This is a genomic window from Nitratireductor indicus C115, from assembly GCF_000300515.1.
Taxonomy (GTDB): domain Bacteria; phylum Pseudomonadota; class Alphaproteobacteria; order Rhizobiales; family Rhizobiaceae; genus Nitratireductor; species Nitratireductor indicus.
On the sequence record NZ_AMSI01000011.1, the window covers coordinates 25140 to 46684 of the forward strand.

A 21545-nucleotide genomic window follows, 5' to 3' on the forward strand; every position below is an offset into this window, starting at 1 on the left:
GGGCGTTCTGCCCGGCATTTTTCTCAGGCGGCGGCCACCTGCATGTTCAGGCGGGCGATGCGGCGCAGCTCGTCGATCGGCTTCAGGCTGCCAGCTTCCTCGAAATGCCAGAAGGTCCAGCCATTGCAGGCTTCGAGCCCCTGGACACGTGCGCCGACACGATGGATGGAGCCCGCGTCATCGCCAATGGCGATTGTACCGTCGGCGCGCACATTGGCGGTCCAGCGGCGCTTGGCATCGCACAGAAGCGTGCCAGGTTTCATCAAGCCGGCATCGATCAGGCTGCCGAAGGCCACGCGCGGTTCGGCGCGCTTTCCCTGAACCTGCGCCAGATCGAGATTATCCAACGGCTCGATATCGGCGATGCGCTGCGAGGCAGCCTCGATATAACTGTCCTCACGTTCGATGCCGACGAAATGCCGACCGAGACGCTTGGCGACGGCGCCGGTCGTACCGGAACCGAAGAACGGGTCGAGCACAACATCGCCAGGCTTGGTCGAAGACATGATGATGCGGGCAAGCAGGGCTTCGGGCTTCTGCGTCGGGTGCAGCTTGTCGCCTTCGTCCGTCTTCAGCCTTTCCTTGCCTGTGCAGATAGGGAACAGCCAGTCGGAGCGCATCTGAAGGTCGTCATTGGCCGCCTTCATCGCCTCGTAGTTGAAGGTGTAGCCCTTGGAGGATTTGTCCCGGGAGGCCCAGATCATCGTCTCATGCGCGTTCTGGAAGCGGCGGCCGCGGAAATTCGGCATCGGGTTGGACTTGCGCCACACAATGTCGTTGAGGAACCAGTAGCCCAGATCCTGCATGACCGAACCGACCCGGAAGATGTTATGGTAGGAGCCGATCACCCAGATCGTGCCGTTAGGCTTCAGGACGCGGCGGGCAGCCAGCATCCAGGCGCGCGTGAAGGCGTCATATGCGGCAAAGCTTTCGAACTGGTCCCATTCATCGTCAACCGCATCGACGCGCGACTGGTCTGGCCGGTGCAGCGTGCCTTCGAGTTGAAGATTATAGGGCGGATCGGCGAAGATCACATCGACGGACTGATCCGGCAGCCGGTTGAGGGCTGCAACGCAATCCCCCTTGATGATCGTGTCCAGCCATTCGGCCTTCGCGGACTGCGGTACAAGCTCACTAATACGACGCACGGCGGACATATACTGCTCTCTCACTCGAACTGTTAACTCGCCGTTATGGTTACCGAAGTTGGTAAACATTCCGTAATTCACCAAGCCGAATTGCGGGTGGCGTGAAGCTGTGCAAATCTTCCCCTACGTCAGGCTCGATATTTTTCGGAGAATTCACATGATCGCCTTGCGCATTTTCGCGTTAGTGGCTGCCCTTTTCGTTGTTTCGCCCGCCCTCAGCGCCGGCAAGACCATCATCGTCCTCGACGCATCGGGCTCCATGTGGGGCCAGATCGACGGCAAGACCAAGATCGAAATCGCCCGCGAGACGCTCAAACAGGTGCTCGGCACCATTCCCGGGGATACCGAGCTCGGCCTGGTTGCCTATGGCCACCGCGAAAAAGGCTCCTGCTCCGATATCGAAACAGCGGTTCCCCCCGGCAAGGGCACGGCCGGAGCCATCACCGCCTTTGCCGACAAGATTAACCCCAAGGGCAAAACACCGCTTACCGAAGCCGTGCGCCGTGCCGCGGAAGAGCTGCGGATCGAGGAAAACGAGGCGACCGTCATTCTGGTCACCGATGGGCTTGAGACCTGCGAGGCCGATCCATGCGCTCTCGGCAAGGAGCTTGAAGCCACGGGCGTGAATTTCACAGCCCATGTGGTGGGCTTTGGACTTTCAGACGAGGAAGGCCGCCAGGTGGCCTGTCTGGCCGAAAACACGGGCGGGCTCTATCTGAAAGCAGACGATGCCGGACAACTGGCCGAAGCGCTCGAGGCAACGGTCGCCAAGGCTCCTGACCCCGAGCCGGAGCCGAAACCCGCCGCCGTGGAGTTCAACTTCAAGGGTATCCTGCGCCTTGCCGAAGGCGGCCCCGACATGGAACAGGACGGATCGGCCCGCTGGGACCTGATTGCACTCGATGCGAATGGTGCGAAGGCCGACCGTGGAACGACGGGGGGCTATGGCGGTATCTTTCAGGACACGGTGCCTGCGGGCAAATATGCGGTTACCGTCAAACTCGGCAATATCGAAAAGGAATTTCCCGTCGAGCTTTCCGAAGACCGCCAGACCGAACTGATCGCGGTGATGGACGCGGGCTTTCTGCGCGTCACCCCCAAGCGCACGCCGGATGGGGAAGCCGATGACAGCGCGCGCGTCGACATGGCCTTCAGCGGTGGCAGCGACGGCGGCTACGGCCCGACCGAGGCCTATGTCGCGGCAGGTGCGGTTACCGTGACCGGCAATATCGACAAGGCTACCGCCGAGGAGCAGGTTTCGGTCAAAGCCGGCGAGACCGTCGAAATCGATCTCGTGATCGCATCGGGCTTTGTGGTTCCCACGGCTGTCTATGCCGAAGGAGGGCCTGACGTGGAAGACGACGGCATCCGCTTCGAGGTTCGTGCGGTAAAGGCCGATATCAAGGGCAATCGGGAAACGCTCGCCGGTCAATATGGAAGTGGCGGCGGAATGGATGTTCCGCCCGGCGACTATGTGCTTCATGCCCGTCTCGGTGAGGCGGAGGCAGAGGCGCCCATCACCGTGAAGGCAGGGGAACGCACGGAGGCGACCGTTAACATCGATGCCGGCGTGCTTGCAATATCCGCCCCCGGTGCGCGCAGGATCGATATCTACTCCGCCAAGAAGGACATTCAGGGCAACCAGAAGGGCTTTGGCGGCGCCTATGACGAAACCATGCAGGAAACCCTGCCGCCCGGCGAATATGAGGTCCGCGTCCTCTATGAAGGAGACAAGGCCGACAAGAGCCAGAAGGCCACGGTGACTGCAGGCGAACGGGCGGAAGTGACGGTGGAATAAGGGGAATAGACGCTGGCCACGCCGTTTTCAGGCGGCGGCGGTTGCTTTCACCACGGCTTCGGGGCTATGCCCCGGAGCCGTTTCCATTCTTGAACCATCAGGTCCCGCCCATGTCTGCTCCCGATCTCGTCATTTTCGATTGCGATGGCGTTCTCGTCGATTCCGAAATCATTGCCGCACGCGTCGAGGCGCGCCTTCTCACGCAGGCCGGCTTCGAGATCACGCCGGAGGAAATTGCCAGCCGCTATGCCGGCCTCACCTTCAAGGACATCATGCTGGCCATCGAAAAAGAGGCCGACATGCCGTTTCAGGCGTCCCTGATCGACCTTGCGGAAACGGAGGTCGACAAGCGCCTGCGCAACGAAGTGCGCGCCATAGACGGAGCGCGCGATGCGGCGGCGGGCGTTGAAGGTAAGAAATGCATCTGCTCCAACTCAACCCGCGAGCGTATCGAGGCGATGCTCAAGCGCAACGCCATGCTGCCATTGTTCCAGGGACATATCTATTCATCCCTTGAAACACCGACGAAACAGCCGAAACCCGCCCCGGATGTGTTCCTTTATGCGGCAGAGATCATGCAGGCCGAGCCTGAGCGGACATTCGTGATCGAGGATTCCGTCCATGGCATCGCAGGGGCAAAGGCAGCCGGCATGCGTGTCATCGGCTTTGCAGGCGCTTCGCATATTCAGCCCGGCCATGCCGAACTCTTGATGGACGCCGGCGCCGAAACGGTCATCAACCGCTTTCAGGACCTTGCCGGCATCATGGCGGCGCTGTCCGAGTGGGGCGGCGATATCTAGATCGCTTCCCGTTTTGGGCGCCTCTTCCCCAACCAAACGATATAAAAAACGCGCCGTCGAGGCGCGTTTTTATTATCCGCAAAAGCGATCAGCGGTTACGGGGGGGGCCCTCATCGAAGCCCACAAAGACCTGCAGGCTACGGTCTGCCGCGCCGGGCACCATGATATTCGGATCGTTGAAGATGAACTGTGTCGCGCCAGCGGTATCGGCAATAGCAACATTGTGCTGGAACAGCTTCGAATAGACCACGTCATCGCCACGCAATACGGCTACGCGGATCGGCATGGTGATGTTCCCCGTATTGCCGACAGGCCCCGGCACGACACGGCCAGCAACCGCCACGTTCATGGAGAAGGAGCCGTTGGCATATTGGCAGCTGCGCGTGGTGTCCGTGATGGAGGCCTGGTAAATCACCTTGGAGGGATCGTCCTGCCCGCCCTTCTGGTAGGTGCGGAAGAAAGTCGTCCCATCGCGCAGAGCCACCGGCGGGCAATAGGCGCGCAATTCGCTTTCCTTCACAGCGCCGGCGGGAAGCTCCGCGCTCTGTGCCGTTTCCTGTGCGTTCTTGTTACCCAGCTGAAATGCGCCGAGCTTGTCCTCGGACTGGCATCCCGAAAGTAAAACAGCGGCTGCCACAACGGAACCGGCGAAAACACGATGATTGAACAAACTCAGACCCTCGTAAAAAACTGCGCGTCGCGAGATCGAAGACAAAACCAGATGGCATATTTCGTCGGCGAAGGCCACCGCATCCGCCAGCGAACCGGAATTTCCCACCCTCTCAGGCGGAAAAGCGGTTTCCACCCGTCGGGCTGATGCTCTATACCAAACGCGCGGCCGGAATGCGACGGGGCTCCCCGTAAATGCACCAACCGCACTCCCTCGCAAACATGAGGCAATGCGACGAATGGCGACAGACTACATCAGCACGCGCGGCAATGCGCCGGCTCTCGGCTTTTCCGATGCCATGCTGGCAGGGCTTGCACGCGATGGCGGGCTTTATGTGCCGCGCGAGTGGCCGCACTTCTCGAAGGACGAACTGCGCGCCATGCGCGGCCTCTCCTACACCGAGATCGCGCTCAAAGTGCTTTCGCCTTTCATCGGCGACGAGATTGCGCCTGCAACGCTGAAACGCATTGTTGAAGAAAGCTACGCCACGTTTCGTCACCCGGCCGTATGCCCGCTCGTCCAGACGGATGCCAATGAATTCATTCTCGAGCTCTTTCATGGCCCGACCCTTGCCTTCAAGGATGTCGCCATGCAGCTGCTCGCCCGGTTGATGGACCATGTGCTTTCCGAGCGCGGTGAGCGCGTGACCATTGTCGGCGCCACTTCGGGCGATACGGGCGGGGCCGCGATCGAAGCCTTCGCCAACAAGGACCGCGCCGACGTTTTCATCCTCTTCCCGGAGGGACGCGTCTCGCCCGTCCAGCAGCGGCAGATGACGACTTCAGGCGCGAGTAATGTGCATGCCATCGCGGTCAAGGGCACCTTCGACGACTGCCAAGGCCTTTTGAAGGACATGTTCAACGATCACAGGTTCCGCGATGAGGTAGCCCTTTCCGGCGTCAACTCGATCAACTGGGCGCGCGTGATGGCGCAGATCGTCTATTATTTCACCGCCGCCGCTTCGCTTGGCGGGCCCGACAGAGCCATATCCTTCACCGTGCCCACCGGGAATTTCGGCGATATCTTCGCGGGCTATGCCGCCAAACGCATGGGACTGCCCATCGACCGCCTTGTGGTTGCCACCAATGACAACGACATTCTGGCGCGGGCGCTCGCCACCGGTGAATATTCGACGCGCGAAGTCATCGCCACCACGTCTCCGTCAATGGACATTCAGGTCTCGTCCAATTTCGAGCGTCTTCTCTATTTCGCGTCCGGCGGCAATGCGCAGGAAATCCAGGGCTATATGGACAGCCTGAAGCAGTCGGGTGCCTTTACGATCACGCCTGAAACGCTGAAAGCGATCCGCGCCGACTTCGCAGCCGGCAGTTCCAACATGGAAGCGACCGCCCAGACCATCCGTTCGGTGTGGAAGGACAGCGGCTATCTTCTCGATCCGCACACGGCCACAGGTATGAAGGTTTCGCGCTCGCAGGCGGCATCGGCGGTGCCGATGGTCGTTCTTTCCACTGCTCATCCGGCTAAATTTCCCAAGGCTGTAGAGCAGGCCAGCGGCGTGGTTCCCGCGCTTCCCGAATGGCTCGGCGACCTGATGGATCGCGAGGAGACCTTTACAGTCCTTCCATCCGATCTAAAATTGTTGGAAGATTACGTTCTTGGCCGCGCCCGCGCGGCGCGTTGAGTCAGTCTAGGGAGTCACAGCATATGGGCGTTGAGGTAAGCCGTCTGTCAAACGGCCTGACGGTCGCCACCGAAAGCCTGCCACATCTCGAAACAGTTGCACTGGGGATCTGGGTCAAATCCGGGTCCAGAAACGAAGCCGACAACGAGCATGGCATTGCGCACCTGCTCGAACACATGGCTTTCAAGGGCACCACGAAACGGACCGCCCGCCAGATCGCGACCGACATTGAAGACGTGGGCGGGGAAATCAATGCGGCAACCAGCGTGGAAACGACGGCGTTCTACGCCCGGGTTCTGAATGCGGACGTTCCGCTCGCCATCGACATTCTCTGCGACATTCTCACCGATTCGAAGTTCGATCCGAATGAACTGGAGCGCGAGCAGCATGTGATCCTGCAGGAGATCGGCGCCGCACACGACATTCCAGACGATATCGTCTTCGACCGTTTCACCGAAACGGCATTCCGGCACCAGGCCATCGGCCGCTCCGTTCTCGGCACGCCCGAGACGATCAAGACCTTCACCTCCGATCAGTTACGCGGCTTTCTCGAGCGGCAATATTCGGCCGATCGCATGGTGATTGTCGCGGCAGGCGGCCTGAAGCACGATGATTTCGTGCGCGAGGTCGAATCCCGCCTCGGCAGTTTCCGCGCCAAGGCCGAAGGGCCCATGCCGCAATATGCCCACTATGTCGGCGGCGATTACCGCGAGGATCGCGAGCTGATGGACGCGCAAATCGTTCTCGGCTTCGAAGGTCGCGCCTATCATGTGCGCGATTTCTACGCCTCACAGGTGCTCTCGACCATTCTGGGCGGAGGCATGTCGTCTCGCCTCTTCCAGGAAGTGCGTGAGAAACACGGCCTGTGTTACTCGATCTATGCCTTCCACTGGGGTTTTTCGGACACCGGCATCTTCGGCATTCATGCCGCCACCGGAAAAAGCGATATCAAGGAACTGGTGCCGCTCATACTCGGCGAATTGCAGAAGGCGGGACAGCAGATCGGCCAGGACGAACTGAACCGCGCGCGGGCGCAATACCGCGCAGGCCTGATGATGGCACGCGAGAACCCCGCAAGCCGCGCCTCGCAGATCGCCCGCCAGCTTCTGCTTTACGGTCGTCCCATCGAAGTCGACGAGTTGATGGACCGTCTCTCCAACCTGACGGTCGACCGCTTGACCGACTTGTCGGGCCGGCTGTTCAGCTCAAAGCCGACAGTCACGGCCATCGGTCCGGTCGGCGCACTTGCCCCCTTCGAATCGATCAGGGAGGCGCTTGCCGACCAGGGCTCGATGCCGCGCAAGCTTGCCGTCTAGGCACGTCGGGGGCACATGCTGGACATGCCCTTCTTCCGCCGCCCGCCTCCGGCGCTCAAGGGCCAGAATATCTATCTGCGCATGCCCATGATGCGCGATTTCGACGAATGGGCAGCGCTCAGGGAGAAAAGCCGTTTCTTCCTCGAACCATGGGAGCCTCGATGGGCTCCCGACGAATTGTCGCGCAGCGCATTCCGCTACCGGCTCAAGCGGTATCGGAATGAATTCGAGCAGGGAGCAGGCATGGCCTTCTTCCTGTTTGCGACGGCAGGCGACGCACTGGTCGGTGGCCTCACCCTTTCCAACATCAGGCGCGGCGTCGCCCAAACGGGCAGCATCGGCTACTGGATGGGCGAGCCCTATGCCGGGCGAGGCATGATGCTCGACGCACTTCGCCTCGTCATCCCCTACGCATTTGAGGGGTTGCGGTTGCACCGTCTGGAGGCCGCTTGTATTCCTGACAACAATCGTTCTGTCGGGCTACTTGAAAAAGCCGGATTTCAGCGCGAAGGGCTTCTAAAATCCTATCTCAGGATCAACGGCACCTGGCGCGATCATTATCTTTACGCATTGGTCGCGGAGGAGCATTGCGTGCCAGTATTGAAACCACGAGGCTGAGTTTTGTCGCGATCCCCTATCCTCGCAGTTCTGGCGACGCTCGCCGCAGCGTTCATCGTCCTTGCGACAGCGGCCACATCGGCACTTGCCATTGAGCCCATCAAGATTTCCAGGGACGATGTGGCCCTTGACCTGTCGAAGGCAGTCGAGATCCATCGCGGACAGGGAGATGTTTTCCAGGTTTCGACCGCGCCGGATATCGACGGCATCGTGCGCCGCATCGAAGTCGAAGCACAGGATGCGCGCTCGACGGGCGACTGGGCGGTCTTTGCCCTGGCCAACACCACGGACCAGCAGCTCGACCGGCTGATCGTCGCGCCGCATTTCCGTCTCGTGGGCTCCGGCCTCTTCTGGCCGGACCTGGGTTCACAGCGCATTGCAGCCATCACACCGTCTGCCGGTTTCACGCTCGACCGCCAGGAAAGTCCGGATGCGGACGAATTTCTCGTCACGCTCAATCCCGGCTCGGTGGTGACCTTCGTGGCGGAGCTTTCCTCGCCCAATCTGCCGCAGATCTATCTTTGGGACCCTGGGGCCTACAAGGACACGGTCAACGCCTACACACTGTTTCGCGGCATCGTGATCGGCATTGCCGGCCTTCTGGCGCTGTTCCTCACCATCCTCTTCGTGGTGAAGGGCACTTCCATGTTCCCGGCAACCGCTGCCCTTGCGTGGGCCGTTCTTGCCTATATCTCGATCGATTTCGGGTTTCTCACGAAAGTCATCCAGATCGCGCCAGGCAACGAACAGATCTGGCGGGCGGGAACGGAAGTCGGTCTTGCGGCCACGCTGGTGATCTTCCTCTTCGCGTATCTCAACCTCAACCGCTGGCACGATCATTTCAGCTATGGCGTTCTCGCCTGGATTCTCGGTCTCGGCGTCATCGCCGGTTTCGCCATCATCGACCCGGCAGCCTCGGCCGGCATTGCGCGCCTCTCCTTTGCGGCGACAGCGGTGGTGGGGCTCGGCATCATCGTCTATCTCAGTTTGCAGGGCTATGACCGCGCCATCATGCTGGTGCCAAGCTGGGTGATGATCATCGCCTGGATGATCGGCTCGTGGATGGCCATTACCGGCATGCTCGACAACGATATCGTGCAGCCGGCCATCGGCGGCGGCCTCATCCTCATCATTCTCCTGATCGGCTTCACAGTGATGCAGCACGCCTTTGCCGGCGGCGCCATCTTCCAGGGGCTGTTCAGCGACATGGAACGGCAGGCGCTCGCCATCACAGGCTCGGGCGATGTGGTGTGGGACTGGGATGTGACGCGCGACCGCATCGTCACACGGCCCGACATCAGCAAGCAGATGGGGCTGGCCGCAGGCAGCCTGCACGGGCCTGCCCGCGAATGGCTTGGCCTTCTTCATACGGATGACCGGGATACATTCCGAACCATGCTCGACGTGGTAGTGGAGCAGCGACGCGGACGCGTTTCCCAGAGCTTCCGCCTGCGCGGGGCGGACGGTCATTACCACTGGTTCGCACTGCGCGCGCGCCCCGTGATCGGTTCGGACGGCCAGGTGATCCGCTGCGTCGGCACGATGGTCGATGTGACAGAGCAGAAGAAAGCCGAAGAGCGGCTCCTGCACGACGCAGTGCACGACAACCTCACCGGCCTGCCCAGCCGCGAGCTCTTCATCAACAGCCTCGATGCAATCATCGCCATTGCACGCAGCGAGCAGAAGGTACGGCCGACCGTCTTCGTCATCGACATCGACCGCTTCAAGCAAGTCAATGACGAGCTCGGCATCTCGGTGGGCGATACGATCCTTCTGACCATCGCACGCCGCCTGCACCGGCTGCTGAGGCCGCGCGATTCGCTTTCGCGGCTTTCCGGGGACCAGTTCGCCATGACCCTGTTGTCGGAACAGGACCCCGCCCGCATCGCCGCCGTGGCGGAAGCAATCCGCGAGGCGATCCGCGCGCCCGTGACGTTTGCCCGGCGCGAAATCATCCTGACGCCATCGATCGGTCTCATCTCCTGGACACCGGAACAATCCTCCGCCGAGGAGATGCTGAAGGATGCGGAACTCGCCATGTATCAGGCCAAGCGCTTTGGCGGCGACCGCATCGAACCCTTTCGCCCGGCTTTCCGCTCAATCGGCAACAACCGGCTGCGCGTGGAATCGGACCTGCGACGTGCCATCGAGCGCGACGAGCTGAAGCTCGTCTATCAGCCCATCGTGCGGCTTGAGAATGAATCCATTGCCGGGTTCGAAGCGCTGCTGCGCTGGGAACACCCGCGTCGCGGCACCATCGCGCCGAGCGACTTCATTCCCATCGCCGAAAGCTCGGGCCTCATCGTGCAGCTTGGCCTGTTTGCCATGCAGCAGGCGGCCGAAGATCTCTATCGCTGGCAAAAGCAGATCGGCGACATACCCCTCTTCGTCTCGGTCAACCTGTCGAGCCGCCAGCTCATCCGCCGCGACCTCGTCGGCGACGTGCGCTCAGTAATCGCGCGTTCGGGCATCCGTCCGGAGAGCTTCCGCCTCGAATTGACCGAATCGCTCGTCATGGACAATCCAGAGCAATCGACCCATGTTCTGCATAAACTGAAGCAGATCGGCATCGGCCTGTCCCTCGACGATTTCGGCACCGGCTATTCCTCGCTCTCCTATCTGTCGAGCTTCCCCTTCGACACCATCAAGATCGACAAGAGCTTCCTGGAAGATACGACACCGCGAGGCGCCGTTCTCGTCCGGTCCATGGTCAAGATGGCCCATGAGCTGGGGCTTTCCGTCGTGGCGGAAGGCGTTGCGGACGAGAACGAGGCGGAAGAGCTGCGCAAGATGAAATGCGAATACGCCCAGAGCTTCCTGTTTGGCGTTCCTGAAAATGCCGAATCCATTCAGAAGCTGCTCTTCGAACAGACGACTGCCTCACATTCCTGAGGCAGTTGCGGGAAACCGCGTCATTCTAGCGAATGGATGATCAGTTTCTTGCGGTCGCCGGCAAAATCAGGCGTGGCCGGCGAAATGGCTCAGATGCGTCGCATCGATACCCAGGGCTGCGAGTATGCCCTCGTATTTGCGGTCCACATCGCCTTCGAACAGAAGCTTCGGCGTCGCCGGACAAGTGAGCCATCCGTTCTCGCCGATTTCCGTTTCAAGCTGGCCCGCGCCCCAGCCGGCATAGCCGAGCGCCATCATCGCCTGACGAGGGCCTCGACCAAGCGAGATAGCGCGCAACATATCCACCGTCGCCGTGAGATAGATATGGTTCGACACGGGCATGGAGGATTCGACCGTCACATCCTCCGAATGAAGCACGAAGCCACGGCTGCGGTCCACGGGACCACCGTTGCGCACGGGTAGCTCGCGTGCCTCGCGCGGCAAGCGAATTGCTTCCTTCTGATCGAGTATGCCGAGTTGCACCAGGATATCGGGAAAGGCGAGTTGCTGGGGCTGGTTGATGATGAGCCCCATCGCCCCTTCCTCGCTATGGGCGCAAAGATAGATCACCGAACGTGCAAACCGCTCGTCGCGCATGCCAGGCATGGCGATCAGAAAGTGGTTTTCCAGATAGGGTGCATCCCCCATTTCGCGATCCTCTGCGATCATGGAAGCAAGGTAGCGCGTTTCTGAAATCCTTGAAAGACGGCATCTCCGCACATTGAACTCACCATCACGCAATTATGAGAAGCCTTGAGCGGAATGGACCATTGATCTCGCCACAATGGCCCGGCAATCTCTCGCCCATGTTGAAACGACTTTCCTTCTGCCTCCCGCTTCTGTTTGCCGCTCCGGCTTTTTCCGCGTCCAGCGGCTGGCACGAGAGCGAGGGCGGTGCCGTGCGCCTCGTAACCTCAGGCCTTCCGGATGCTGGGGGCCGGTTGCGCGGGGTGATCGACATAAAGCTCAAGCCCGGCTGGAAGACCTATTGGCGCAATCCGGGCTCTGCCGGCATCCCGCCTGAACTCGACCTTTCGCGCAGCCCGCATGTCACGAAAGCCGAAATCGAATATCCGGCACCGGAGCGCGTTCATGAGGGCGAAGCCAGCTGGGCAGGCTACAAACACTCCGTGAGGCTGCCGGTGACCTTCACGCTTGACCGGCCGGATGCCGTCGCGCTCATCGACGCAGACGTGCTGCTCGGGCTTTGCGAGGCCATCTGCATCCCGTTTCAGGCATCCTTCGCCTTCGATCCGGGTGCTGACGCAGACAATCAGGCCGATGCCTTCACCGTTCAGGCAGCCTATGCCGCCCTGCCCGCGCCGGCCTCCCCTGCCTTCACTGTCGCTTCTGCAAAAATCGACCGTGAACGGCTGACGATCGAGGCAAACCTTCCGCCGGAACTTCCAGGCCAACCCGAGCTTTTCATTGATCATGAGAAACCCCATCTGTTGGGGACGCCGATTCTTGCAGGCCTTGAAGGAGGAAAGGCGAAATTCACTGTTGAAATCCTCGGCGCCGACACTTCCGCACTTGCGGGGAGCTGGCTCACCTATACGCTCGCCGAAGGCGGTCGGGCTGTCTCAGGGAGGGTCAAGCTTCGCTGACAAGTACCGATAATTGTTATTGTTTTGAATTTGGAGAATTTACATGCCCATTTCAGTTGGAGATCGTATTCCCGAGGCGAGCCTGAAGCAGGTCGACACCGATGGCGCAAAGGACGTCTCGACAAACGACTTCTTTGCGGGGCGCAAGGTCGTGCTTTTCGGTGTGCCTGGCGCATTCACCCCAACTTGCAGCAACAATCACCTTCCGGGCTTCGTCGAGAACCGTGATGCCATCGGCGCCAAGGGGATCGACGATGTCGCGGTGATTTCCGTCAACGATCATTTCGTCATGAAGGCGTGGGCCGGCTTTACCGGAGCCGAAGACAAGATCACCTTCCTGTCGGACGGCAATGGCGACGTCACGCGTGCGCTGGGGCTCGATATCGACCTTTCCAAAGGCGGTCTCGGCGCTCGTTCGAAGCGCTATTCCATGATCGTGGACAATGGCGTCGTGACCGCAGTGAATGTCGAGGAAAATCCCGGCGAAGCCGTCACGAGCGGTGCGGCGCGCATTCTCGAACAGCTCTGATCTGCTTCAGACCAACAATCATGGATCGGCGGGGTGTCGCGATCTTTCAGATTCGCTCCCTACGCTTTAAGCTCCTGATCTTACACATGTCTTTATCCCGGAACCGGTTCCCACTTTCGGGAGACAAGCGTTAGTTTTTGGCATTCAAGCGGGCATCAGGCGCGGTCTTCCTGACCCAAAACCCACTACCGTTTCTTGAACGGTTCCATTCCTGCCCGTGCAAGCGCATCGGCGCGCTCATTTTCAGGATGGCCGGCATGCCCCTTTATCCAATGCCATTTTATGCTGTGACGACGGCGTGCCTCGTCCAGGGCTTGCCAGAGTTCGGCATTCTTGACCGGTTTCTTGGCCGCCGTCTTCCAGCCGTTGCGTTTCCACCCTTCGATCCAGCCGGAAATGCCGTCGCGGACATAGACGCTATCGGTATAAAGATCGATCTCGCAGGGCCTCTTTAGCGCATTGAGCGCCTCGATCGCCGCCTTGAGTTCCATACGGTTATTGGTGGTATCAGCTTCACCGCCGGACAATTCCTTTTCCACGCCGTTATGGCGCAGCAACGCACCCCAGCCGCCCGGGCCCGGATTGCCCGAGCACGCGCCATCGGTAAAAATTTCCACTTTCGTCACTGAATGCCGGTCCCATATTCGGAGGGAGAGCTGATCTGCCGGTGAAACCGCAGGCGGCGGACATATTCCATGGGATCGCGTTTTGTGACCAGCGCGCCATCGGGAATGGTCAACCAGTCATAGAGCCGCGTCAGCATGAAGCGCAGCGCGGATCCGCGGGCCAGAAGCGGCAGAGCCGCTATTTCTTCCGCCTGAAGCCGGCGCACGGACTGATACCCCTCGAGCAAGGCGCTGCCCTTGGTCAGATTATAGGAACCATCCTTCTCGAAGCACCAGGCGTTGAGGCAGGTCGCAACGTCATAGGCCAGCAAATCGTTGCAGGCGAAATAGAAGTCGATGATCCCGGAAACCTTGCCGCCCAGGAAAAAGACATTGTCCGGAAAAAGGTCGGCATGAATCACGCCCCGGGGCAAATCGTGCGGCCATTGCCGGACAAGCATTTCGAGATCGGCTTCGACTTCGGCTTCCAGACCGGGCTCGACCTCGTCGGCCCTCGGCCGCGCCTTGTCCCAGAGGTCGCGCCAGCCATTGAGCGTCAATGCGTTGGCACGCGTCAGCGCAAACCCTTCGGCGGCAAGATGCAGCCCGGCCAGCGCCTCTCCCACCTTGCGGCAATGCTGGGGTGTCGGGCGGCGTATCCACATGCCTTCCAGGAAGGTGATCAGGGCCGCAGGCCGTCCGGCGATTTCGCTGACCACGGCACCGTCACGCCGGCGCACGGGCAAGGGGCAACTGACGCCCCGTTCGGCCAGATGCTCCATCAGCCCCAGGAAGAAGGGCAGGTCGACAGGATCCACCCGGCGTTCATACAGCGTCAGGATGTAGGGTGCGCGCGAGGTGTGCAGCAGGTAGTTGGAGTTTTCAGACCCCTCTGCGATGCCCTTGAAGGACAACAGCTTGCCCGCATCATAGAGTTCCAGAAGCGCTTCGAGATCGTCTTCGCCGATTTCGGTATAAACAGCCATGAATCACGCACTACCGTTGACGAAGGCCATGTCGGCATTCGTAAGTTCCACGTCGCGCAGGGCGCGCATCACCGGGAAATTCTCCGTCTCTTCCGCCGTAACGGCGAGCTCGACGCTCACATCGTAGCGTTCGGCGAACGCATCGATGATCTCATTGACGATGATCTCGGGTGCGGATGCCCCCGCCGACAGACCAAGAACACCAATTTCCCCGATCTCGCCCCATGGGATTTCGGAGGCGCGCTGCACGAGCAGCGAGTGTTTTGCCCCTGCCCGCTCGGCCACTTCGACCAGACGACGGGAATTGGATGAATTGGGAGCGCCGACGATAAGGAAAAGATCCGCCCCTGGCGCCGCCATCTTCACGGCTTCCTGCCGATTGGTGGTGGCGTAGCAGATCGATTCGGCGGCAGGCGCATGCATTTGCGGGAAACGGTGCTCCAGCGCCTTCAATATATCGGCAGTGTCTTCGACGGAAAGCGTGGTCTGGCTCACAAAGCCCAGCTCGACGCCTGTGGGCGGGGTCAGCGCCAGAGCGCCTTCAACATTCTCCACCAGCGTCACGGTGCCTTCCGGCAGCTGCCCCATCGTGCCGATCACTTCGGGATGCCCCTCATGGCCGATCAGCAGAACGTGGCGGCCAAGGCGATGATGGCGCATGGCCTGCTTGTGCACCTTGGAAACCAGGGGACAGGTGGCATCGAGATAAAAGAGATTGCGCGCAACGGCATCTGCCGGAACCGACTTCGGCACGCCATGCGCGGAAAAGACCACCGGGCACTCGCGATGCTCAGGCGGAATTTCATCGAGTTCCTCGATGAACACGGCACCGCGCTCCTGTAATCCCTCCACGACGTAGCGGTTGTGCACGATTTCGTGGCGCACATAGACGGGCGCGCCGTATTTCTTCAGCGCCAGGACGACGATCTGAATTGCGCGATCGACCCCCGCGCAAAAGCCGCGAGGGCCGCACAGGCGCACCGTAAGCTTCTTTTTCGGCGTTTGCTGAGCAGCCATGCTAGCCTTCCTTCATGCGTGGCGCGAATAGGGATTGATGAAGCCGCGATGTCAAGAGCGGTGGCGGTTTCTTCGCCACCACACCAACAGGACACCACACAGGGCAACCGCCAGGCCATACCACGTCACCGCATATTGGAGGTGATTGTTGGGAAGGTCGATCAGCGTCACCCCGCCGACGGGCAATCCGCCAGGATTGGCGGTTTTATCCGCATCTACATAAAAGGGCAGGAAAACACTGCCCTTCGGGAGGCCGGACGTTTCGGCCATCGCGCCCATATCCTTCCAGTAGAAGATGTTCTTGGCGATGTCATTGTCCGGCACGATGAAGGAGGGCTTTTCTTCGGGCGCCCTGCGGGCCAGCCCCGTCACGCGCACGCCGCCGACAGTCAGGCTGTCCGGCCGGTCTTCCTTTTCCTTGCGGTCGAAGGGAACAAAACCGCGATTGATGAAGATGTAGCGGCCATCGGCAAGCTGAAGCGGCGTGTGCACGAAATAGCCCGACTGTCCCTGCCAGGTGGCAAAGAAATGGCGTTCGCCCTCATGCACGAAGGAACCGCTAACACGCACGGTGCGGTATTCGACATCACCCGTCTCGGCGTAAATGCGCTCCATCTCCGGCAAGTCAACCGGCGCTGCCGCGATGCGCTCGTTGATCCTTGCGAGCAGCCCCTCTTTCCAATGGAGGCGCTGAACCTGCCAGGTTCCAAGTGCGACAAGGACGGCAAGAACCAGTGCGCTCAGCACAAGCAGAAGCCAGGTGGTGACAGGCCGGGAAGCGGCGTTCTTTGAAGCCTCGGTCATATCAGCGGTCGAGTTTTCCTTCCTCAGCCCTGTTCCTGTATTGCAGAGCGATCAAAAGCCCCTTGATGAGCCGCAGCGAAACGAGGCTGAGCACGAGCGTCAGCGGTATCCACAGGAGGAAATGCAGCCAGAGTGGAGGATTGAAAGAGACCTCCATCCAGAGCGCCAGGCCCACAACGATGAAGCCTATTATGAGGATCACGAACACGGCCGGCCCATCGCCGGCATCAGCGAAACTATAATCCAGTCCGCAGTTGGAACAGCCTCGCCCCACCGTGAGGAAGCCGGAGAACAACCGCCCTTCCCCGCAGCGCGGACAGCGACCGCCAAGACCGGCCGAAACCGGATCGACCGGTGCCCATATGGCCTGGTCGCGATGGGATTCCCGATCGTTGGAACTGCCCGTATCGCCGTTCGTCATGTCAGTGTCCAATCTTTCGGTTCAGGCCCGCAAGCTGTTTCCAAGAGCGGGCTAAGACAGGGATAACGTCCCGTCCGGCTGCTTTAGCATTTTGATAGGCCGAAGGTCGACACCGCTCGTTGCCGCAGCGGGCGCTGGGGCGCCAGGTGTTGCACCCGACCGCAAATCCTTCGACCCAAAAGAAAACGGCCGGGTCTCCCCGGCCGTTTCAGCATTTCCGTCAGTCTCACATATGCGCGATGGGAGCGCCGATGGAGGCCCAGACATAGATGAACGTGAAGAGGAAGAGCCACACCACGTCAACGAAGTGCCAGTACCAGGCGGCTGCCTCGAAACCGAAATGCTGCTTCGGGGTGAAATCGCCAGCCATGGCGCGCAGCAGACAAACGAACAGGAAGATCGTGCCCACGATCACGTGGAAGCCATGGAAACCCGTCGCCATGAAGAAGGTGGCTCCGTAGATGGATTCCTTGAACTGGAACGGAGCGTGCATGTACTCGTAAGCCTGCACGAAGGAGAACAGGACGCCCAGAGCGACCGTGAGCGCAAGCCCCCAGACAAGGCCCTTGCGATCGTTCTCCAGCAGCGCGTGGTGCGCCCAGGTGACAGCCGTGCCCGACAGAAGCAGAATGATGGTGTTGTAAAGCGGCAGGTGGAAAGGATCGAGAACCTCGATGCCCTTCGGCGGCCAGACACCGCCGGTGAACTCGCTGCGCATAACCTGAGAGGCTTCGCCCGGGAACAGGCTGACGTCGAAGAAAGCCCAGAACCAGGCAACGAAGAACATCAGCTCGGAAGCGATGAACATGATCATGCCATAGCGCAGGTGCAGCGACACGACGCGTGTGTGGTGCCCCTCGTGGGCTTCCTTGATGGTGTCTGCCCACCAGGAATACATGGTGAAGAGAACCACGAAGAGACCGACCAGGAAGAGCCAGAAATTGCTGGCTGCGAGATCGACGCCAAACAGGGTGAAATCCGCGCCGTTATGCGCCTTCATCCAGGCGACGCCGCCAAGAGCCATGACGAATGCCCCGAACGAGGCGAGGAACGGCCAAGGGCTCGGATCGATGATGTGGTAGTCGTGCTGTTTCGCGTGCGCGTCGGCCATCTCAGCCCCCAAGATTTTCGTTCTGACTGGTGTTGGTGTTGGGCGCGGCTGCAACCGGCGCCTTCTTCTCAAGCGGGAAGAATGTGTAGGAAAGCGTAATCGTCTTCAGGTTTTTCAACTCCGGCACCTTCACGATCTCCGGATCAACGAAGAACACGACGGGCATGTCATAGGACTGACCGGGTTGCAACTCCTGTTCGGTGAAACAGAAGCACTCGACCTTGTTGAAATACGCGCCGGCCTGCGGCGGGGACACGTTGAAGGTCGCCGTTCCCGCCGTCACGCGGTCGGAAACATTGTGTGCAAGGTAGGAAATCTGCTCGGTCTCGCCGATGCGCATCGTGACTTCGCGCTGCACCGGTTTGAATTCCCAGGGAACACCGTTCACATTTGCATCGAAGCGTACGGTGATCTTCTGATCGAGAATCGTGTCGGAATACTGCTCGACGCGCTGCGTCGTGCCTCCATAGCCCGTCACCTGACAGAACATCTGATAAAGGGGCACCGCCGCATAGGCCATTCCGACCATGCCGCCGACAAGGGCAAAGCACAAAACAGCAGCTTTGCGGTTGCGGTTGCTGCTTGCGATTTCCTGCGGTGTCTTCTCTTCGCTCATGACCTGCCTCACATCGCGCGATCAAAGAGGGACGGACCGAGCTTCACCAGGCTGCCGATATAGACGACAATCACGAAGGCTACGAGGGCGATGGCAATCGCGATGGAGCGTTTGCGGCGTGCCTTCAGCTGGGCCTCGGTCGGCTTGATGAATTCCTGTTCCATGAACTCAGCCTCCGAAGGCAAGGCCAAGGCTTGCGGCCAGACGATCGGCTAGCAAGGCGGTGAACAGGATAAAGAGATACAACAGAGAATAGCCAAACAATGCCTTGGCAGGCTTCATGGCCTGATCGTCCTCAGGCATGGTGAACACGCTCCAGGAATACCAGACAAAGCCCGCGCCAAGCATCACAGCGACGGCGCCGTAGGCGAGGCTTGCAAAACCAGCCCAGACCGGCAGCACACCGCTTGCGGCCAGAAGGATCGCATAGATGAAAATCTGCTTCTTGGTCGCCGCATGACCCGCAACATTGGGCAGCATGGGAATGCCGGCACGCTCGTAGTCCGACGACTTGAACAGTGCGAGCGCCCAGAAATGCGGGGGCGTCCAGAGGAAGATGATCAGGAACAGGATGACGCTTTCAAGGCTCACCGTGCCCGTGACCGCAGCCCAGCCCACCACGGGCGGCAAGGCGCCTGCAGCACCGCCGATCACGATGTTCTGGGGCGTCGAGCGCTTCAGCCACATGGTGTAGACCACCGCGTAGAAGAAGATGGTGAAGGCAAGTAGCGCGCCGGCGACCCAGTTTGCCATCAGGCCGAGCGTCGCCACGGAGAGAGCCGAAAGAATGAGACCGAACGCCAGGGCTTCGCCCGGCGTTACACGACCGGTGGGCACCGGGCGCTTTGCGGTGCGGCCCATGATGGCGTCGATATCGGCATCGTACCACATGTTGAGGGCACCCGAGGCGCCAGCACCCACGGCAATGGCGGCGATGGAGATCATCGCCAGGAACGGGTTCGGCGTGACCGGTGCCATCGCCATACCCACAAAGGCGGTGAAGACCACCAGTGACATGACGCGCGGCTTCAAAAGCGCGATGAAATCGCCGGGCTGCGCCTCGGAAAGGCGATACCCCGCGTCATCCATATGCTTCTGTTCAACCAGCGCCATGTCTTGCCTTTATTGATTGATATGGCCGCGCGCCCGGCGCGCGGCCTTTTTGTTTTCCTATGCCCGGATCAGCGGATCTTGGGCAGCTGTTCCCACTGGTGGAACGGCGGCGGGGAAGAAAGCTGCCACTCGAGCGTGGTCGCACCCTCGCCCCACGGATTGGCGCCGGCCGGACGCTTCTTGGCGAATGCCTCGAACACGCCGTACAGGAAGACCAGCACGCCAACGGCCGCAAGATAGGAACCGTAGGAGGAAACCATGTTCCAGCCTGCAAACGCATCCGGGTAGTCGATGTAACGGCGCGGCATGCCGGCCAGACCCAGGAAGTGCTGCGGGAAGAAGATGACGTTCACGCCGATGAAGGTGATCCAGAAATGGATGCGGGCGATGAACGAATTGTACATGTAGCCGGTCATCTTCGGGAACCAGTAGTACCAGGCAGCGAAGATCGCGAACACGGCACCCATGGACAGCACGTAATGGAAGTGCGCCACCACGTAATAGGTGTCATGCAGCGAACGGTCGAGGCCGGCATTGGCAAGCTGCACACCCGTGACGCCACCGACGGTGAACAGGAAGATGAAGGCGATGGCCCACAGCATCGGCGTGCGGAAGTCGATGGAGCCGCCCCACATGGTGGCGATCCACGAGAAGATCTTCACGCCCGTGGGAACCGCGATGACCATCGTCGCGAAGACGAAGTAACGCTGGGTGTCGAGCGACAGGCCTGTCGTGTACATATGGTGCGCCCACACGATGAAGCCGACCGCGCCGATGGCGACCATGGCGTAGGCCATGCCGAGGTAGCCGAAGATCGGCTTGCGCGAGAAGGTCGACACGATGTGGCTGACGATACCGAAGCCCGGCAGGATCAGAATGTACACTTCCGGGTGACCGAAGAACCAGAAAAGGTGCTGGAACAGGATCGGGTCACCGCCACCTTCCGGCGCGAAGAAGGTCGTGCCGAAATTGCGGTCCGTCAGGAGCATGGTGATGCCACCCGCCAGAACCGGCAGCGACAGGAGCAGCAGGAACGCGGTGATGAGCACCGACCAGGCAAACAGCGGCATCTTGTGCAGCGTCATGCCCGGAGCGCGCATGTTGAAGATGGTCGTGATGAAGTTGATCGCACCGAGGATCGACGATGCACCGGCAATGTGCAGGGCGAGGATCGCAAGATCCATGGCCGGTCCGGGCTGACCGGAGGTCGACAGCGGCGGATAGATCGTCCAGCCGCCGCCCGTGCCGTAGCCACCGGCAGGACCGGGGACGAAGAGCGACAATAGAAGCAGGATGAAGGCGGGCGGAAGCAGCCAGAAGGAGATGTTGTTCATGCGCGGGAACGCCATGTCAGGCGCACCGATCATGATCGGGATCATCCAGTTGGCGAAGCCGCCGATCAGCGCCGGCATGACCATGAAGAAAATCATGATGAGGCCGTGCGCGGTGGTGAACACGTTGAACATGTGCTTGCCGGCATCGAGCGCTGCATCGCCCTCGAAACCGTAGACCATGGCGGCAAGGCCATGGAAAATCTGGATACCCGGCTCAGCCAGCTCCCAGCGCATCATGACGGACAGGAACCCGCCGATAACGCCAGCACAGATGGCGAAAATCAGGTAGAGCGTGCCAATGTCCTTGTGGTTGGTGGAGTAAACCCACCGGACCCAACCGGTTGGCTTGTGTTCGCCATGGGCGTCATGGGTTGTAGCGCCTGCCATTTCCTACCGCTCCATTTTCATTCTACCGCACCGCTCCGAAAACCGAAGTGGGTTTTCGGAAAGCACGGTGCGCAAACTCTATAACTTACAGCGTCATTTGTGCGTCCGGAAGGACGCACAGCGCCGTAAGG

The 21545-nt window shown here is 60.4% G+C and carries 21 protein-coding genes; 8 read left to right on the forward strand and 13 right to left on the reverse strand.

The genetic code is table 11. The annotated features are described in order from the left end of the window. Nucleotides 1-23 precede the first annotated feature (23 nt). Nucleotides 24-1157 carry a site-specific DNA-methyltransferase gene (locus NA8A_RS15785; RefSeq protein ID WP_009451337.1) on the reverse strand — a complete coding sequence of 378 codons (1134 nt, stop codon included), beginning with the start codon at nucleotides 1155-1157 and terminating at the stop codon, nucleotides 24-26. A gap of 148 nt (nucleotides 1158-1305) precedes the next feature. On the opposite strand from NA8A_RS15785, the gene NA8A_RS15790 reads away from it, so the two are divergent. Continuing rightward, nucleotides 1306-2946, forward strand: coding sequence for a vWA domain-containing protein (locus NA8A_RS15790; protein WP_009451338.1), 1641 nt, complete (start codon nucleotides 1306-1308; stop codon nucleotides 2944-2946). A gap of 110 nt (nucleotides 2947-3056) precedes the next feature. Beyond that, nucleotides 3057-3746: an HAD family hydrolase gene (locus tag NA8A_RS15795; protein WP_009451339.1), complete on the forward strand. Its 690-nt coding sequence runs from the start codon at nucleotides 3057-3059 to the stop codon at nucleotides 3744-3746. 88 nt (nucleotides 3747-3834) lie between these two features. On the opposite strand, the gene NA8A_RS15800 is transcribed toward NA8A_RS15795, so the two are convergent. Further along, nucleotides 3835-4416, reverse strand: coding sequence for a hypothetical protein (locus NA8A_RS15800; protein WP_143088087.1), 582 nt, complete (start codon nucleotides 4414-4416; stop codon nucleotides 3835-3837). Nucleotides 4417-4654: 238 nt separating this feature from the next. On the opposite strand from NA8A_RS15800, the gene thrC reads away from it, so the two are divergent. The 4 genes from thrC to NA8A_RS15820 are packed head-to-tail and all read left to right on the forward strand — an operon-like array spanning nucleotide 4655 to nucleotide 10884. Beyond that, on the forward strand, nucleotides 4655-6058 hold the full coding sequence (gene thrC, locus NA8A_RS15805) for a threonine synthase (protein ID WP_009451341.1): 1404 nt from the start codon (nucleotides 4655-4657) through the stop codon (nucleotides 6056-6058). 23 nt (nucleotides 6059-6081) lie between these two features. Continuing rightward, on the forward strand, nucleotides 6082-7374 hold the full coding sequence (locus tag NA8A_RS15810) for a M16 family metallopeptidase (protein ID WP_009451342.1): 1293 nt from the start codon (nucleotides 6082-6084) through the stop codon (nucleotides 7372-7374). A gap of 15 nt (nucleotides 7375-7389) precedes the next feature. Next, nucleotides 7390-7992 carry a GNAT family N-acetyltransferase gene (locus NA8A_RS15815; RefSeq protein WP_009451344.1) on the forward strand — a complete coding sequence of 201 codons (603 nt, stop codon included), beginning with the start codon at nucleotides 7390-7392 and terminating at the stop codon, nucleotides 7990-7992. Nucleotides 7993-7995: 3 nt separating this feature from the next. Next, the gene (locus NA8A_RS15820) at nucleotides 7996-10884 is read left to right on the forward strand and encodes a sensor domain-containing phosphodiesterase (RefSeq protein WP_009451345.1); all 2889 of its coding nucleotides are present in this window, start codon (nucleotides 7996-7998) and stop codon (nucleotides 10882-10884) included. A 66-nt stretch (nucleotides 10885-10950) separates the two neighbouring features. Here NA8A_RS15820 and NA8A_RS15825 read toward each other — a convergent pair whose 3' ends face one another. Next, nucleotides 10951-11532, reverse strand: a complete 582-nt coding sequence (locus NA8A_RS15825) for a YqgE/AlgH family protein (protein ID WP_040672848.1) — start codon at nucleotides 11530-11532, stop codon at nucleotides 10951-10953. A 122-nt stretch (nucleotides 11533-11654) separates the two neighbouring features. On the opposite strand from NA8A_RS15825, the gene NA8A_RS15830 reads away from it, so the two are divergent. Further along, on the forward strand, nucleotides 11655-12491 hold the full coding sequence (locus tag NA8A_RS15830; RefSeq protein ID WP_009451347.1) for a protein-disulfide reductase DsbD domain-containing protein: 837 nt from the start codon (nucleotides 11655-11657) through the stop codon (nucleotides 12489-12491). 43 nt (nucleotides 12492-12534) lie between these two features. Beyond that, nucleotides 12535-13020, forward strand: a complete 486-nt coding sequence (locus NA8A_RS15835) for a peroxiredoxin (protein WP_009451348.1) — start codon at nucleotides 12535-12537, stop codon at nucleotides 13018-13020. Between the two features lie 185 nt (nucleotides 13021-13205). Here NA8A_RS15835 and rnhA read toward each other — a convergent pair whose 3' ends face one another. From rnhA to ctaD, 10 genes are all read right to left on the reverse strand, one after another. After that, a complete protein-coding gene (gene rnhA, locus NA8A_RS15840) occupies nucleotides 13206-13646 on the reverse strand; it encodes a ribonuclease HI (protein ID WP_009451349.1) in 441 nt (146 codons plus the stop codon). Beyond that, a complete protein-coding gene (locus NA8A_RS15845; RefSeq protein ID WP_009451350.1) occupies nucleotides 13643-14611 on the reverse strand; it encodes a homoserine kinase in 969 nt (322 codons plus the stop codon). Before NA8A_RS15845 ends, rnhA begins: the two co-directional genes overlap by 4 nt. 3 nt (nucleotides 14612-14614) lie before the next feature. Beyond that, nucleotides 14615-15628 (reverse strand): 4-hydroxy-3-methylbut-2-enyl diphosphate reductase, encoded by a 1014-nt coding sequence (gene ispH / locus NA8A_RS15850; RefSeq protein WP_009451351.1) that lies wholly within the window; start codon nucleotides 15626-15628, stop codon nucleotides 14615-14617. Between the two features lie 51 nt (nucleotides 15629-15679). Beyond that, complete coding sequence (locus NA8A_RS15855) at nucleotides 15680-16432, reverse strand: SURF1 family protein (RefSeq protein WP_009451352.1); 753 nt, start codon at nucleotides 16430-16432, stop codon at nucleotides 15680-15682. Between the two features lies 1 nt (nucleotide 16433). Then, the gene (locus NA8A_RS15860; RefSeq protein ID WP_009451353.1) at nucleotides 16434-16853 is read right to left on the reverse strand and encodes a DUF983 domain-containing protein; all 420 of its coding nucleotides are present in this window, start codon (nucleotides 16851-16853) and stop codon (nucleotides 16434-16436) included. Nucleotides 16854-17079: 226 nt separating this feature from the next. Next, a complete protein-coding gene (locus tag NA8A_RS15865; protein ID WP_009451354.1) occupies nucleotides 17080-17964 on the reverse strand; it encodes a cytochrome c oxidase subunit 3 in 885 nt (294 codons plus the stop codon). A 1-nt stretch (nucleotide 17965) separates the two neighbouring features. Next, on the reverse strand, nucleotides 17966-18580 hold the full coding sequence (locus tag NA8A_RS15870; protein WP_009451355.1) for a cytochrome c oxidase assembly protein: 615 nt from the start codon (nucleotides 18578-18580) through the stop codon (nucleotides 17966-17968). A gap of 8 nt (nucleotides 18581-18588) precedes the next feature. Beyond that, nucleotides 18589-18744: a hypothetical protein gene (locus tag NA8A_RS25285; protein ID WP_009451356.1), complete on the reverse strand. Its 156-nt coding sequence runs from the start codon at nucleotides 18742-18744 to the stop codon at nucleotides 18589-18591. A gap of 4 nt (nucleotides 18745-18748) precedes the next feature. After that, nucleotides 18749-19693, reverse strand: coding sequence for a heme o synthase (locus NA8A_RS15875; RefSeq protein WP_009451357.1), 945 nt, complete (start codon nucleotides 19691-19693; stop codon nucleotides 18749-18751). Between the two features lie 68 nt (nucleotides 19694-19761). Then, nucleotides 19762-21414, reverse strand: a complete 1653-nt coding sequence (gene ctaD / locus NA8A_RS15880) for a cytochrome c oxidase subunit I (protein ID WP_009451358.1) — start codon at nucleotides 21412-21414, stop codon at nucleotides 19762-19764. Nucleotides 21415-21545 lie beyond the last annotated feature (131 nt).

Bases quoted from the DNA above. Each gene is read 5' to 3' on its own strand.
- ctaD (WP_009451358.1), bottom strand. From the start codon at position 21,414: ATGGCAGGCGCTACAACCCATGACGCCCATGGCGAACACAAGCCAACC.
- NA8A_RS15790 (WP_009451338.1), top strand. From the start codon at position 1,306: ATGATCGCCTTGCGCATTTTCGCGTTAGTGGCTGCCCTTTTCGTTGTT.
- thrC (WP_009451341.1), top strand. From the start codon at position 4,655: ATGGCGACAGACTACATCAGCACGCGCGGCAATGCGCCGGCTCTCGGC.
- NA8A_RS15855 (WP_009451352.1), bottom strand. From the start codon at position 16,432: ATGACCGAGGCTTCAAAGAACGCCGCTTCCCGGCCTGTCACCACCTGG.
- NA8A_RS15870 (WP_009451355.1), bottom strand. From the start codon at position 18,580: ATGAGCGAAGAGAAGACACCGCAGGAAATCGCAAGCAGCAACCGCAAC.
- ispH (WP_009451351.1), bottom strand. From the start codon at position 15,628: ATGGCTGCTCAGCAAACGCCGAAAAAGAAGCTTACGGTGCGCCTGTGC.
- NA8A_RS15860 (WP_009451353.1), bottom strand. From the start codon at position 16,853: ATGACGAACGGCGATACGGGCAGTTCCAACGATCGGGAATCCCATCGC.
- NA8A_RS15835 (WP_009451348.1), top strand. From the start codon at position 12,535: ATGCCCATTTCAGTTGGAGATCGTATTCCCGAGGCGAGCCTGAAGCAG.
- NA8A_RS15785 (WP_009451337.1), bottom strand. From the start codon at position 1,157: ATGTCCGCCGTGCGTCGTATTAGTGAGCTTGTACCGCAGTCCGCGAAG.
- NA8A_RS15845 (WP_009451350.1), bottom strand. From the start codon at position 14,611: ATGGCTGTTTATACCGAAATCGGCGAAGACGATCTCGAAGCGCTTCTG.
- NA8A_RS15810 (WP_009451342.1), top strand. From the start codon at position 6,082: ATGGGCGTTGAGGTAAGCCGTCTGTCAAACGGCCTGACGGTCGCCACC.
- NA8A_RS15795 (WP_009451339.1), top strand. From the start codon at position 3,057: ATGTCTGCTCCCGATCTCGTCATTTTCGATTGCGATGGCGTTCTCGTC.
- NA8A_RS25285 (WP_009451356.1), bottom strand. From the start codon at position 18,744: ATGGAACAGGAATTCATCAAGCCGACCGAGGCCCAGCTGAAGGCACGC.
- NA8A_RS15825 (WP_040672848.1), bottom strand. From the start codon at position 11,532: ATGGGGGATGCACCCTATCTGGAAAACCACTTTCTGATCGCCATGCCT.
- NA8A_RS15815 (WP_009451344.1), top strand. From the start codon at position 7,390: ATGCTGGACATGCCCTTCTTCCGCCGCCCGCCTCCGGCGCTCAAGGGC.
- NA8A_RS15865 (WP_009451354.1), bottom strand. From the start codon at position 17,964: ATGGCCGACGCGCACGCGAAACAGCACGACTACCACATCATCGATCCG.
- NA8A_RS15875 (WP_009451357.1), bottom strand. From the start codon at position 19,693: ATGGCGCTGGTTGAACAGAAGCATATGGATGACGCGGGGTATCGCCTT.